This window comes from Clostridium tepidiprofundi DSM 19306 (assembly GCF_001594005.1).
GTDB classification, from domain to species: Bacteria; Bacillota; Clostridia; order Clostridiales; family Clostridiaceae; genus Clostridium_AC; species Clostridium_AC tepidiprofundi.
In genome coordinates this window covers 1-15,028 of sequence record NZ_LTBA01000048.1, presented here as the reverse complement: position 1 = coordinate 15,028, position 15,028 = coordinate 1, and the positions used below count along the sequence as shown (strand labels likewise).

The 15,028-nt window shown below is 33.9% G+C and carries 13 protein-coding genes, 1 pseudogene and 1 other annotated feature; all 14 genes and pseudogenes read left to right on the top strand.

The genetic code is table 11. The features are described 5' to 3' along the window. Positions 1 to 297 precede the first annotated feature (297 nt). A complete protein-coding gene (gene rpmG, locus CLTEP_RS11885) occupies positions 298 to 447 on the top strand; it encodes a 50S ribosomal protein L33 (protein WP_066826986.1) in 150 nt (49 codons plus the stop codon). A gap of 41 nt (positions 448 to 488) precedes the next feature. After that, positions 489 to 713 (top strand): preprotein translocase subunit SecE, encoded by a 225-nt coding sequence (secE, locus tag CLTEP_RS11880; RefSeq protein WP_066826981.1) that lies wholly within the window; start codon positions 489 to 491, stop codon positions 711 to 713. A gap of 40 nt (positions 714 to 753) precedes the next feature. After that, positions 754 to 1,278 (top strand): transcription termination/antitermination protein NusG, encoded by a 525-nt coding sequence (gene nusG, locus CLTEP_RS11875; RefSeq protein ID WP_066826980.1) that lies wholly within the window; start codon positions 754 to 756, stop codon positions 1,276 to 1,278. Between the two features lie 77 nt (positions 1,279 to 1,355). Continuing rightward, positions 1,356 to 1,781 (top strand): 50S ribosomal protein L11, encoded by a 426-nt coding sequence (gene rplK / locus CLTEP_RS11870; protein ID WP_066826979.1) that lies wholly within the window; start codon positions 1,356 to 1,358, stop codon positions 1,779 to 1,781. 77 nt (positions 1,782 to 1,858) lie between these two features. Then, positions 1,859 to 2,557 (top strand): 50S ribosomal protein L1, encoded by a 699-nt coding sequence (gene rplA / locus CLTEP_RS11865; protein ID WP_066826978.1) that lies wholly within the window; start codon positions 1,859 to 1,861, stop codon positions 2,555 to 2,557. 48 nt (positions 2,558 to 2,605) lie between these two features. Next, positions 2,606 to 2,737 (top strand) — a sequence feature (ribosomal protein L10 leader region). A 26-nt stretch (positions 2,738 to 2,763) separates the two neighbouring features. Beyond that, positions 2,764 to 3,270, top strand: coding sequence for a 50S ribosomal protein L10 (gene rplJ / locus CLTEP_RS11860; RefSeq protein ID WP_066826977.1), 507 nt, complete (start codon positions 2,764 to 2,766; stop codon positions 3,268 to 3,270). 32 nt (positions 3,271 to 3,302) lie between these two features. Then, positions 3,303 to 3,668, top strand: a complete 366-nt coding sequence (rplL, locus tag CLTEP_RS11855) for a 50S ribosomal protein L7/L12 (RefSeq protein ID WP_066826976.1) — start codon at positions 3,303 to 3,305, stop codon at positions 3,666 to 3,668. A gap of 286 nt (positions 3,669 to 3,954) precedes the next feature. Further along, positions 3,955 to 7,510: pseudogene (gene rpoB / locus CLTEP_RS11850) on the top strand (DNA-directed RNA polymerase subunit beta); the annotation flags it as partial. Positions 7,511 to 7,700: 190 nt separating this feature from the next. Next, positions 7,701 to 11,240, top strand: coding sequence for a DNA-directed RNA polymerase subunit beta' (gene rpoC, locus CLTEP_RS11845; RefSeq protein ID WP_066826973.1), 3,540 nt, complete (start codon positions 7,701 to 7,703; stop codon positions 11,238 to 11,240). 107 nt (positions 11,241 to 11,347) lie between these two features. Then, on the top strand, positions 11,348 to 11,584 hold the full coding sequence (locus tag CLTEP_RS11840) for a ribosomal L7Ae/L30e/S12e/Gadd45 family protein (RefSeq protein WP_066826971.1): 237 nt from the start codon (positions 11,348 to 11,350) through the stop codon (positions 11,582 to 11,584). 90 nt (positions 11,585 to 11,674) lie between these two features. After that, complete coding sequence (gene rpsL, locus CLTEP_RS11835) at positions 11,675 to 12,052, top strand: 30S ribosomal protein S12 (RefSeq protein ID WP_066826969.1); 378 nt, start codon at positions 11,675 to 11,677, stop codon at positions 12,050 to 12,052. Between the two features lie 201 nt (positions 12,053 to 12,253). Next, on the top strand, positions 12,254 to 12,724 hold the full coding sequence (rpsG, locus tag CLTEP_RS11830) for a 30S ribosomal protein S7 (RefSeq protein WP_066826967.1): 471 nt from the start codon (positions 12,254 to 12,256) through the stop codon (positions 12,722 to 12,724). Between the two features lie 70 nt (positions 12,725 to 12,794). Further along, positions 12,795 to 14,858, top strand: a complete 2,064-nt coding sequence (fusA, locus tag CLTEP_RS11825; protein ID WP_066826965.1) for an elongation factor G — start codon at positions 12,795 to 12,797, stop codon at positions 14,856 to 14,858. A 51-nt stretch (positions 14,859 to 14,909) separates the two neighbouring features. Further along, a partial coding sequence (locus CLTEP_RS14465) for a GTP-binding protein (RefSeq protein WP_242863935.1) occupies positions 14,910 to 15,028 on the top strand: 119 nt, incomplete at its 3' end.

The following is a 15,028-nucleotide window of genomic DNA, read 5'->3' as shown; positions in this document are numbered from 1 at the left end:
ATAAAAATATAAATAAAAATATAAATAAAAATATAAATAAAAATATAAATAAAAATATAAATAAAAATATAAATAAAAATATAAATAAAAATATAAATAAAAATATAAATAAAAATATAAATAAAAAATAACAGAGCTAGGTTTTGCCTAGTTCTGTTGAAAAGCGATTTACAACAAATACTAATGATTAGTTTGAGCACTTTTGTTGACATGTGAGATAACTTATGATAAATTATCTTATTGGCGATGCTTTTCATTAATTATTGCTTTTGTGATGAAAGCCGGGAGGTGTAGAGAATGAGAGTTAAAGTAACACTAGCATGTACTGAATGTAAACAAAGAAATTATAACACAATGAAAAATAAGAAGAATAATCCAGAAAGAATAGAATTGAAGAAATACTGCAAATTTTGTCACAAGCATACACTTCATAAGGAAACTAAATAGTGCAGTAACATTCTTTAGAAAAAAATAAGGATGTGAATAAAATGGCTGTTAACGGTAAAGTTAAATCAGGTAATAGCACTTATAATGGAGGTGTGGTAGGTTTTTTTAAAGGTCTTAAAGCAGAAGTTAAGAGAATAACTTGGGCAACAAAAAAGGATACTAAAAAAGCTACTACCGCTGTTTTGAGTTTTTGTATTATGTATATAATTCTTGTTGGTTTATTAGATGCAGGATTTAAAAATATATTTGGATTAATCTTTAAATAATCGAAGGAGGTAGGGACATTATAAATTGGTCCCTTTGGTTATGGATGATAATAGAGTAAGATGGTATGTAGTTCACACATACTCTGGATATGAAAATAAAGTTAAAGCAAATATAGAAAAAGTAGTAGAGAATAGGAATTTAGAAGAATATATTAAAGATATTCAGGTTCCAATGGAAGAGCAAGTCGAGATTAAAGATGGCAAGAAAAAGGTAACTCTTAAAAAGGTTTTTCCTGGCTATGTTATGATAAAAATGGTTATGAATGATGAAACATGGTATATAGTGAGAAATACTAGAGGTGTTACTGGATTTGTTGGACCTGGATCTAAGCCTGTCCCTCTTTCAGATGAAGAGGTAAGATCAATGGGAATTACTGATAGAGTTGTTAATGTCGATTTTGAAGTCGGAGACAATGTAAAGATAGTTTCAGGTCCACTTGAAAGTTGTGTGGCGTTGATTCAAGATATAAATTTGGAAAAACATAAAGTGAAGGCATTAGTTAACATGTTTGGCAGGGAAACACCTGTTGAACTTGATTTTAATCAAATACAAATGATAGATTAAATGCTTATGTAAGACTTTGTCTTAATAAGTGGGAGGATTAATAATCCGTATTACCACAATATAGGAGGTGTAAACTCATGGCTAAAAAAGTAACAGGAATGATAAAACTTCAACTTCCTGCAGGTAAAGCTACTCCAGCACCACCAGTTGGTCCAGCACTTGGACAGCATGGTGTAAACATTATGGCATTCTGTAAGGAATTTAATGCTAAGACTGCAAACCAAGCAGGAATGATAATTCCAGTTGTTATAACAGTTTATCAGGACAGATCTTTCAGTTTTATTATGAAGACTCCACCAGCTGCTGTATTAATTAAAAAAGCTGTTGGAATCGAGAGCGGTTCAGGAGAACCAAACAGAAATAAAGTTGCAAAGATAACTAAGGAACAGTTAAAACAGATTGCAGAAACAAAGATGCCAGATTTAAATGCTGCATCATTAGAAGCTGCAATGAGTATGATTGCTGGAACAGCTAGAAGCATGGGAATTGAAGTTGTAGAGTAATATTCTACAAATACAAAGTTATTTATTTAAAACAGTGGGAGGTAAAAACCGATAATACCACAAAGGAGGATATGGATATGCCAAAAAGAGGTAAGAATTACATAGAAAGCGCAAAACTAGTTGACAAAGATACATTATATACTCCATCTGAGGCAGTTGAGCTTGCTATAAAAACATCTAAGGCAAAATTTGATGAAACAATTGAACTTGCTGTTAAGCTTGGGGTAGACCCAAGACATGCAGATCAGCAGGTTAGAGGAGCAGTTGTGCTTCCACATGGAACAGGAAAAACTGTTAAGGTTTTAGTATTTGCTAAAGGTGATAAGGCAAAAGAGGCTGAAGCAGCTGGGGCAGATTTTGTTGGCGCTGAGGAATATGTACAAAAAATTCAAAAAGAAGGTTGGTTTGGTTTTGATGTAGCTGTTGCTACTCCAGATATGATGGGTACAGTTGGTAAAATAGGTAGACTATTAGGACCTAAAGGTTTAATGCCAAACCCTAAATCAGGAACTGTTACATTTGATGTAGCTAAAGCTATAGCAGAAATTAAAGCAGGTAAAGTTGAATATAGAGTTGATAAGACTTCTATTGTTCATGTACCAATAGGTAAGAAATCTTTTGGTGCAGAAAAGCTTCAAGAGAATTTCAAAACAGTTATGGAGGCTATAGTAAAAGCTAAGCCATCAGCAGCAAAGGGACAGTATATAAGATCAGTAGTTGTATCAAGCACAATGGGTCCTGGAATAAAAATAAATTCAACAAAAGTTTTAGAATAGTATTGACTATTTCAAAAATAATTGATATAATACGTTTTGTTTGATAAATGTAATATAGAATATATTCCGTAGACAGTAGGTGCTAGTTGATAGCGTAAAGATTGATTCGCCTACCGAGGATTCCAATGCTTAGAAGTAATGGTTTCTTCGTTTTGCGGAGAAACCTTTAATTTTTTAAAAGTAAACTGTGAGGAGGTGGACACACAGTGAAAAGTAATAATAGACAATTAAAAGAAGCAAAAGTTCAAGAGATTAAATCTAAATTAGAAAAAGCTGAAGCAGTTATCCTAGCAGATTATCAAGGATTAAATGTTGAAGAGGATACTGAACTTAGAAAAAAATTAAGAGAAGCAGGTATTGAATATAAGGTATACAAGAATACGCTAACTAAATTAGCTGCAAAAGAGATTGGAATAGATGGAATCGATGAATACCTAGAAGGACCTGTATCTATTGCTATTGGATATGAAGATCCAACTGCACCAGCTAGAATTTTAAATGATTTTGCTAAAGAGCACAAAAAGTTAGAATTGAAAGCTGGTATAATTCAGGGAGAAATATTTGATACTGACAAGATTAAGCAACTTGCAGAGATCCCACCAAGGGAAGTATTACTTGCAAAACTTCTTGGAAGCTTCAAGGCTCCATTATCAAATCTAGCTTATTTGCTAAATGCAATTAAAGAGAAAAAAGAAAGTGAATCAGCAGAATAGTAATTTAAAGTAAATTTGGAGGTGTATTAATAATGACAAGAGAAGAGATTATTCAAGCTATAAAGGATATGACTGTTCTAGAGTTAAATGAATTAGTTAAAGCATGTGAAGAAGAATTCGGGGTAAGTGCAGCTGCACCAGTTGCAGTAGCAGGAGCAGCAGGAGCTGCTGGAGCTGCTGAAGAAAAGAACGAATTCGATGTTGTACTTGCAAGTGCAGGTTCTTCAAAGATTAAAGTTATAAAAGCAGTTAGAGAATTAACAGGATTAGGATTAAAAGAAGCAAAAGAAATAGTTGATGGAGCTCCTAAAACTATAAAAGAAGCAATGCCTAAAGAAGAAGCAGAAAGCATGAAAGCTAAACTTGAAGAAGTTGGAGCAACTGTTGAATTAAAATAATCGACAGCAGAGAAAGAATTAGAAGGGCACTTAATTAAATTAAGTGCTCTTTTTTAGATTTTATCGTGTATAAAGTTTGACAATATAAAAATTATATGATAATATAAATAATTGCATTGATTTATTAAAGGGCGGATTTTTTTATCAATATTATACATATGGTTATAATATTGAATTGTTTTGATAATGTTGGATATACTAAAAGAATGAAGAAAAAATGGGATTAAATTTGCGTCCTTGGGGGACAATGTTTTTGTCATTTTACTTAAGCAAGGAGTGATAGTTGATGGTACATCCTGTCCAAGTTGGTAAGAGAACTAGAATGAGCTTTTCAAGAGTCAAAGAGGTTACGGAAATACCTAATTTAATTGAGATTCAATTAAATTCTTATGATTGGTTTTTACAAAGTGGATTAAATGAAGTTTTTGACGACATTAATCCTATTCAAGATTATACGGGTAATCTTGTGCTTGAATTTGTAGATTACAAATTGGATGAAGAAAACATTAAATACTCTATTGAAGAATGTAAAGATAGAGATGCTACATATGCTGCTCCATTAAAAGTTAAAGTGAGATTGCGTAATAATGAAACAGGTGAAATTAAGGAACAAGAAGTGTTTATGGGTGATTTACCTATAATGACAGAGCAAGGTACTTTTATAATTAATGGTGCAGAGAGGGTTATTGTAAGTCAGTTGGTTAGATCACCAGGGGTTTACTATAACTATTCTGTGGATAAAACAGGTAAAAAGTTATATTCTGCTACTGTAATTCCAAACAGAGGAGCATGGTTAGAATATGAAACTGATTCTAATGGAGTGATTTACGTTAGGATTGATAAGACAAGGAAACTTCCTATTACAATACTTGCAAGAGCCATGGGTAATGGAAGTGATGCGGAAATAATCCAATTATTTGGAAACGAAGAAAGATTGGGTGTAACAATAGAAAAAGATAGTACTAAAACTGAAGAAGAAGCTTTATTGGAAATTTATAAGAGACTTAGGCCAGGTGAGCCACCAACAGTTGATAGTGCAAGATCGTTAATTGAGTCGTTGTTTTTCGATGCTAAGAGATATGATTTATCAAAAGTTGGTAGGTATAAATTTAATAAGAAATTAGCGTTAAGTCTTAGAATTACCAATCAAGTTGCAGCTACTAATATTGCTAATCCAGAAACTGGAGAGCTTATAGTAGAAAAAGGTGAAAAAATTTCTAGAGAACAGGCTCTAGAAATACAGAATATTGGAATCAATAAAGTAGAAATAGAAAAAGAAGACAAAGTAATAAGTGTAATTGGTAATAATTTTGTAGATATAAGACGTCATGTAAATTTTGATGTTGCAGAATTGAATATAAAGGAATTTGTACATTATCCAACATTAAAGGTTATATTAGATAATTATTCTGATGAGGAAAGTATAAAAGAAGAAATTAAAAAGAATATTAATAAGCTTATTCCAAAACACATAATAAAAGATGATATTATGGCAACAATAAGCTATCAGATTGGATTGGCTTATGGAATTGGTGACATTGATGATATTGATCATCTTGGGAATAGAAGATTAAGATCTGTTGGTGAGTTATTACAAAATCAATTTAGAATTGGACTCTCAAGAATGGAAAGAGTTATTAAAGAGAGAATGACAATTCAAGATCAAGAAGGAATTACTCCACAGGGATTAATAAATATTAGACCAGTTACGGCAGCTATAAAAGAATTTTTCGGAAGCTCACAATTATCTCAATTTATGGATCAAACCAATCCACTATCAGAATTAACACATAAGAGAAGGTTATCGGCACTTGGTCCAGGAGGACTTTCAAGAGAAAGAGCTGGATTTGAGGTAAGAGATGTTCACCATTCTCACTATGGAAGAATGTGTCCAATAGAAACACCTGAAGGACCAAATATAGGACTTATTAACTCGCTTGCTACTTATGCTAGGGTTAATGAATACGGTTTTATTGAAACACCATACAGAATTGTGAAAGATGGTAGAGCATTAGATGAGATAAGATATTTTACTGCTGATGAAGAAGATTCACATTTGATTGCACAGGCAAATGAGCCATTAGACGAAAATGGCTATTTTATAGATAAGAAAGTTACAGTAAGAAATAAAGAGGAAGTGTTGGTAGTACCTAGTACTGAAGTAGATTTAATGGATATTTCGCCAAGACAAATTGTTTCTGTAGCAACTGCTATGATTCCATTCTTGGAAAATGATGATGCGTCTCGTGCTCTTATGGGTTCTAACATGCAACGACAGGCAGTACCATTATTAAAAACAGAAGCACCAATTGTGGGTACAGGTATAGAAAACAAAGCAGCAGTTGATTCAGGGGTTCTTCCTAAAGCTAAGCATGCAGGTGTAGTTGAATATGTTAGTGCAGATGAAGTAAGGGTAAGAAGAGACTCCGATGGAACAATAGATACGTATAGACTTTTGAAATTTAAGAGATCAAACCAGGGTACTTGTATAAACCAAAGACCTATAGTTGAAAGAGGCGAAAGGGTTGAAGTAGGAAGTGTTCTAGCAGATGGACCATCCACTGATCTTGGAGAAATTGCATTAGGTAAGAATATTCGTATGGGCTTTATAACATGGGAAGGTTATAATTACGAAGATGCTATGCTTATTTCAGAAGAATTGGTTCGTGATGATATTTTTACTTCAATTCATATTGAGGAATATGAATCAGAAGCACGTGATACAAAATTGGGACCTGAAGAAATCACAAGAGATATTCCTAATGTTGGAGAAGATGCTTTAAAGAATTTGGATGAAAGAGGAATAATTAGAATAGGTGCTGAGGTTAAAGCTGGAGATATATTGGTGGGTAAAGTAACACCAAAAGGAGAGACAGAACTTACAGCTGAAGAAAGACTTCTAAGAGCTATATTTGGAGAGAAAGCTAGAGAAGTTAGAGATACATCGCTTAGAGTTCCACATGGTGCAACGGGAATAATTGTAGATGTTAAAGTCTTTACAAGAGAAAACAGCGATGAATTACCACCAGGAGTTAACAAACTGGTAAGATGCTACATTGCTGAAAAGAGAAAGATTTCTGTTGGAGATAAAATGGCAGGAAGACATGGTAATAAAGGGGTTATTTCTAGAGTACTTCCTGTTGAAGATATGCCGTTCTTACCAGATGGTAGACCGCTTCAGATATGTTTAAATCCTTTAGGCGTTCCATCAAGAATGAATATTGGTCAGGTTTTAGAAGTTCACTTAGGTTGGGCTGCGAGCAAGTTGGGTTGGCATATAGCAACGCCTGTTTTCGATGGAGCAACAGAAGAGGATATAATGGAACATTTAGAAAAAGCGGGATATAATTCTGATGGTAAAACTGTTTTATATGATGGTAGAACAGGAGAGGCGTTTGACAATAGAGTTACTGTGGGTATAATGTATATACTTAAATTACACCATCTTGTAGATGATAAGATTCATGCTAGATCGACAGGACCTTATTCTCTTGTAACACAACAACCTCTAGGAGGTAAAGCTCAATTTGGAGGACAGAGATTTGGTGAGATGGAAGTATGGGCATTAGAGGCTTATGGTGCAGCATATACATTACAAGAAATTCTAACAGTAAAATCAGATGATGTTGTTGGAAGAGTTAAAACCTACGAAGCTATTGTTAAGGGTGAAAATATACCTGAACCAGGAATTCCTGAATCATTTAAGGTTCTTATAAAAGAGCTTCAAGCGTTATGTTTAGATGTAAAAGTATTAAATGACAATCATGATGAAATAGAAATTAAAGAATCTGTTGATGACGAAATTGATGATTTAGAGATAAACATAGAAGGTAATGAGGATGAAACTCAGCGCCTTGCTAATAAAGATAATTTAGTTAAGAAAGAAGACATTGTTGAAAATGTTGATGATGTTGAAAATGTTGAGGACGATGTCGAAATTGATTTTAGTGAGTTGCCTTTAGAAGGTTTTACTGAAGAATTAGAGCTTAATGATATCAATGATGAACACTAATGTGAAGGGAGGATGTACCCTTGTTTGAATTAAATAATTTTGATGCTATACAAATTGGATTGGCTTCACCAGAACAGATTAGGGAATGGTCTAGAGGTGAAGTAAAGAAACCAGAAACTATTAATTATAGGACATTGAAGCCTGAAAGAGATGGATTGTTCTGCGAAAAAATATTTGGACCTATTAAAGACTGGGAATGTCATTGTGGAAAATATAAGAGGATAAGGTACAAAGGTATTGTATGTGATAGATGTGGCGTAGAAGTTACAAAGTCTAAGGTTAGACGTGAAAGAATGGGGCATATTGAGTTAGCTGCACCTGTATCGCATATATGGTACTTTAAAGGTATACCTTCTAGAATGGGATTAATATTAGATGTTTCTCCAAGAGCATTGGAAAAGGTATTGTATTTTGCTTCTTATATAGTAATTGACCCTAAAGATACGCCTTTAATGAAAAAGCAATTATTAAGTGAAAAAGAATATAGAGAATCAGTTGATAAATTTGGAGAAAATAGTTTTGAAGCTGGAATTGGTGCAGAAGCTGTAAAGAAACTATTACAAGAAATTGATTTAGATAGTCTTTCTAAAGAACTTAAGGAAGAATTAGAGGTTAATACTGGTCAGAAGAAGATAAGATCAATAAGAAGATTGGAAGTAGTTGAATCATTTAGGAAGTCAGGAAATAAGCCAGAGTGGATGATAATTGATGTTATTCCTGTTATACCACCAGATATTAGACCTATGGTTCAATTAGATGGTGGAAGATTTGCTACATCTGATTTAAATGATTTGTATAGAAGAGTAATTAATAGAAATAATAGACTTAAAAAATTACTTTCATTGGGAGCACCAGATATAATAGTACGTAATGAAAAGAGAATGCTTCAAGAAGCAGTAGATGCTCTTATTGATAATGGAAGAAGAGGTAGACCGGTTACTGGACCGGGAAATAGACCACTTAAGTCTTTGTCCGACATGTTAAAGGGTAAACAGGGTAGATTTAGACAAAACTTGTTAGGTAAGCGTGTTGATTATTCGGGACGTTCAGTTATAGTTGTTGGACCAGAATTAAAGATGTATCAGTGTGGACTTCCAAAAGAAATGGCACTTGAATTATTCAAACCATTTGTTATGAAAAAATTAGTTGAAAGAGGGACTGCACATAATATAAAAAGTGCAAAACGAATGGTTGAAAGAATAATGCCAGAGGTGTGGGACGTTCTTGAAGAGGTTATTCAAGATCATCCAGTAATGCTTAACCGTGCCCCTACTCTTCATAGATTAGGTATTCAGGCTTTCCAACCTGTACTAGTTGAGGGTAGAGCAATAAAACTTCATCCATTAGTGTGTACAGCGTATAATGCTGATTTTGATGGAGACCAGATGGCAGTGCATGTTCCATTATCAGTAGAGGCACAAGCTGAGGCTAGATTCTTAATGTTAGCAGCTCATAACATTATGAAACCTTCTGATGGTAAGCCTGTTTGTGTGCCAACTCAGGATATGGTTTTAGGTTCATACTATTTGACAATTGATAAAGATGGTGCTAAGGGTGAAGGACGATATTTTTCTTCTCAAGAAGAAGTTTTGATGGCTTATCAGTGCAAAGAAATAGATGTGCATGCAAAAATTAATGTTAAGATAGCAAAAATAAAAGATGGAAAGAAAGTTTACGGTATTATTAAAACAACGCCTGGTAAAATAATATTTAATGAGGCTATACCACAAGACTTAGGTTTTGTTGATAGAACTAAACCGGGGAATTTCTTTGATTTGGAAGTTAACTTCTTGGTAAGTAAGAAAAACTTAGGAACAATAATTAACAAATGTTATAAAAAGCATGGCCCTAGTAAGACATCGATTATGCTTGATAAAATAAAAGCAACGGGTTATCATTATTCTACTATAGGAGCAATAACAATATCGGCTTCTGATATGGTCGTACCTGAGGCTAAGAAAACTTTACTGGCTGATGCTGATGCTACAGTAGAGAAGATTGAAAAGATGTATAGAAGAGGTTTCATATCTGAAGAAGAAAGATATGAAAGAGTAATTGATAAATGGACTAAAACAACAGAGCAAGTAGCAGATGCTCTTATGGATAGTTTTGATAAATTTAATCCAATATATATGATGGCTGATTCTGGAGCCAGAGGTTCTAAGAGCCAAATAAAACAATTAGCTGGTATGAGAGGATTAATGGCGAATCCTTCAGGAAAGATAATAGAGCTTCCAATTAGAGCATCATTTAGAGAAGGACTTGACGTATTGGAGTACTTTATTTCTACACATGGTGCAAGAAAAGGTAATGCCGATACAGCATTAAAGACAGCAGACTCTGGATACCTTACAAGAAGATTAGTTGATGTAAGTCAGGATGTAATAATAAGAGAAGAAGATTGTGGTGCAACTGAAGGGTATGCTGTTTCGGAAATAAGAGAAGGAAATGAAATAATAGAATCACTTTCTGAAAGACTTACAGGTAGATATACTGCTGAAGATGTTATTGATCCAGATACAGGTGAAATTTTAATAGGCAAAAATGAGTATATAGATATTAATATGGCGGAAAAGATTGAAGAGCTTGGAATAAAGCAAGTTAAGATTAGATCAGTATTTACATGTAAATCGAAATTTGGAGTTTGTGCTAAGTGTTACGGAATGAACATGGCTACAGGCGAAAAGATTAACATAGGAGAGGCTGTAGGAATTATAGCAGCACAATCAATTGGAGAACCAGGTACTCAGCTTACAATGAGAACATTCCATACTGGAGGAGTTGCTGGTGCAGACATTACTCAGGGTCTTCCAAGAGTTGAGGAATTATTTGAAGCAAGAAAGCCAAAAGGACTTGCAATTGTAAGTGAAGTTTCTGGAACGGTACGAATTGAAGAAAATAATAAAAAAAGAATTGTAATTATAACTACAGATGATGGCGAAGAAGTAAGCTATGATATACCTTTTGGTTCAAGAATAAACGTTACAAGTGGAAGCAGGATAGAGGCTGGTAGTGAAATAACTCAAGGTTCTGTTAATCCACATGACATCTTAAGAATTAAGGGAGTGAATGGTGCTAGATACTATTTACTATCTGAGGTTCAAAAAGTGTATAGACTTCAGGGGGTTGATATTAACGATAAGCACCTAGAAGTCGTAGTTAGACAGATGACTAGAAAGGTTAAGATAGAAGACTCAGGTGATACAGCATTGTTACCTGGTTCATTAGTTGATATTTTTGAGTTTGAAGAAGAAAACAATAAGGCTATTGAAAGAGGAGCAGAACCTGCAAAAGGTAGGATTGCACTTCTTGGAATTACAAAGGCAGCACTTGCAACAGATTCATTCCTTTCAGCAGCATCTTTCCAGGAAACTACTAGGGTTCTTACTGATGCAGCAATTAAGGGAAGGATTGATCCGCTAATTGGATTAAAGGAAAATGTTCTATTAGGAAAGTTGATTCCAGCAGGTACAGGTATGACGAAATATAGATCTATGAAAGTGATTCCAAAGAATGATATGATTCAAGAAGAAATGATAAAAGAAAGTCATAATATATAATTTATTGACATAATACTTTTAAAATGTTAAAATACAATTTGTTGTGAATAACTATTTTGTAATATTAGTGTTGTGTTAATGTATTAAGAAATTGGGGGGTATCAATAATGCCTGAAGGAGATAACCAGAGGGTTGTTGGTATTAAGCAAACACTTAAGGCATTGAAAAAATATGAATGTAAAGTTGTCTATATAGCAAAGGAAGCTGATAAACATCTGGTTCAACCAATAATTGATTTGGCCGAGAGTAAAGCGATTGAGATTGTTTATATGGACACGATGAAAGAATTAGGTGAGTTTTGCCGTATAGATGTAGGAGCTGCAGCGGCTTTAGAATTAAAATAAGTGTGTTTCAGAAAAATTTTTCAATAGAATAGCAGCTTTGCTATTCAATAAACTTAAGTTATAAATAAGTAAAACGTAGGAGGTGTAAATGTGCCAACAATTAATCAATTAGTAAGAAAAGGTAGAAAGACTACACCATCAAAATCTACAGCACCAGCATTAAAGAAGTGTCCACAAAAAAGAGGGGTTTGTACTGTAGTTAAAACAACAACTCCAAAGAAACCTAACTCAGCTTTAAGAAAAATTGCAAGGGTTAGACTTACAAATGGATTTGAAGTAACTGCGTATATTCCAGGTGAAGGACATAATCTTCAAGAACATAGTGTTGTTCTTATAAGAGGAGGAAGGGTAAAAGACCTTCCAGGTGTAAGATATCATATCATTAGAGGTGCTTTAGATGCTGCTGGAGTAAATGATAGAAAACAAGCAAGATCAAAATACGGTACTAAGAAACCAAAGAAAAAATAGAACAATATAAATAGAATAATATAGATTGCTGTGGCTTCGCGTTTATATATATTTTTCTAGTAAGATTTTTAAATTGGGTGTTACTGAGATTTTAAAATGTATAGTAAGGTTGAGTAGAGTAAGGACTTTACGACACTTTGCGATATTTTAAAATATCGAGTACCTTTGATTTAAATGTATATGTTTAAGGAGGGAAGAAAAGTGCCAAGAAAAGGAAGTATTCCAAAGAGAGAAGTATTACCAGATCCAATGTATAACAGTAAAGTTGTTACTAAGTTAATAAATGGTATAATGTTAGATGGTAAGAAAGGTGTAGCTCAGAAAATTTGTTACGGTGCATTTGACATAATTTCTGAAAAAACAGGTAAAGATCCTATAGAAGTTTTTGAAGCTGCTATGAATAATGTTATGCCATTATTGGAAGTTAAGGCAAGAAGAATCGGTGGTGCTACATACCAAGTACCGATAGAAGTTAGACCAGACAGAAGACAGACATTAGGAATAAGATGGATTTTGATTGCAGCTAAAAAAAGAGGCGAAAGAACTATGAAGGAAAGACTTGCAGGAGAATTAATAGATGCTTCTAACAATACAGGAGCTGCAGTTAAAAAGAGAGAAGATACTCATAAGATGGCTGAAGCTAATAAGGCATTTGCTCATTATAGATACTAAGATACAAAACTGTTTTGGGTATGCCAAAACAGTTTTGTCCAATTATAACTAGATGGAAGGAGGAAGTAAAATGGCTAGACAATATCCTTTAAAAAAATTCCGTAATATTGGAATAATGGCTCATATAGATGCAGGTAAGACAACAACTACTGAGCGTATATTGTACTATACAGGTAAAACACATAAAATAGGAGAGGTACACGAAGGTGCTGCAACAATGGACTGGATGGTTCAGGAACAAGAAAGAGGTATAACAATTACTTCAGCAGCAACTACATGTATGTGGAAAGATCATGTAATAAATATAATAGATACACCAGGACACGTAGATTTCACTGTTGAGGTAGAAAGATCTCTTAGAGTTCTAGATGGAGCAGTTGGAGTTTTCTGTGCGAAAGGTGGGGTTGAACCTCAATCTGAAACAGTATGGAGACAGGCTGACAAGTATGGAGTACCAAGAATTGCGTATATAAACAAGATGGACATAATGGGTGCTGATTTCTTTAGAACTGTTAACATGATGAGAGAAAGACTTCATGCAAATGCTGTTCCAATCCAATTACCAATAGGTAAAGAAGAAACATTTATAGGTATAGTTGATTTAATAACTAACAAAGCTCGTATATACAAAGATGATTTAGGAACTCAAATAGAAGATACAGAAATACCAGAGGATATGAGAGAACTTGCAGAAGAATATAGAACTTCTATGATAGAATCTATTTCAGAATTAGATGAAGAGTTAATGATGAAATATCTAGATGGTGAAGAAATAACAGTTGAAGAATTAAAAGCTGCTTTAAGAAAAGGGGTTTGCAATAATGAGATAGTACCAGTTATTTGCGGTTCTTCTTACAAAAACAAAGGTGTTCAGATGATGATTGATGCTGTTATCGATTATATGCCATCACCATTAGATATTCCAGCTATAAAAGGAATTGATCCAGAAACTGAAGAAGAGGTTGAAAGACCTGCAGATGATAATCAACCATTAGCAGCATTAGCGTTCAAGATTGCCACTGATCCATTTGTTGGTAAATTAGCATTTACAAGAATTTATTCAGGTGTTATGACAAGTGGTACATATGTATTAAATTCTAACAAAGGTAAAAGAGAGAGAATTGGAAGACTAGTAAAAATGCATGCTAATCACAGAGAAGAAGTTCAGGAATTAAGAGCAGGTGAATTAGGTGCAATAATAGGATTAAAGAATACTATGACTGGAGATACATTATGTACTGATGAGGCACCTGTAATTCTTGAAAGCATGGAATTCCCAGAGCCAGTTATCTCTGTTGCTATTGAACCAAAAACAAAAGCAGGTAGAGATAAGATGAGCATAGCTTTATCAAAGCTTGCAGAAGAAGATCCAACATTCAAGACTTATACTAATCAAGAAACTGGTCAAACAATAATAGCTGGAATGGGAGAATTACACTTAGAAATTATTGTTGATAGACTTCAAAGAGAATTTAAGGTTGAATGTAATGTTGGTAAACCTCAGGTTGCATATAAAGAAACTATCCAAAAAGCTGTTAAAGCTGAAGGTAAATTTGTTAGACAGTCTGGTGGACGTGGTCAGTATGGTCACTGCTGGATAGAAATGATACCTCACGAAGGTGATTATGAATTTGAAAATGCAATTGTTGGTGGTGTTATTCCAAAAGAATATGTTCCAGCAGTTGATGCAGGTATTCAAGAGGCAGCTCAAAGTGGTATAGTAGCTGGATATCCAGTTATAAACTTTAAAGTTAGATGCGTTGATGGATCATATCATGATGTAGACTCATCAGAAATGGCATTTAAAGTTGCTGGTTCTATGGCATTCAAAAATGCTATGGCAAAGGCAGATCCAGTATTGTTAGAACCTATAATGAAAGTTGAAATTACAGTACCTGAAGAGTATATGGGTGATGTAATGGGTGATATAAATAGTAGAAGAGGAAGAATTGAAGGAATGGAACCACAAGCAGGTGCTCAAGTTATTAGAGCAATGGTGCCACTTTCTGAAATGTTTGGTTACGCAACAACTTTGAGATCAAGAACTCAAGGTAGAGGTAATTACAGCATGGAATTTGCTACTTATGAACCAGTACCAAAAAGCATTATGGAAAAGATTGTAGGAGATAAATAATATTTTAATACATTAATATAATTTTATTTGATAATAAAGGAGGAAAAAGAAATGTCAAAGGCAAAATTTGAAAGAAGCAAACCACATGTAAACATAGGAACAATAGGACACGTAGACCATGGTAAAACAACATTAACAGCAGCAATTACAATGACATTAGCAGAAGAAGG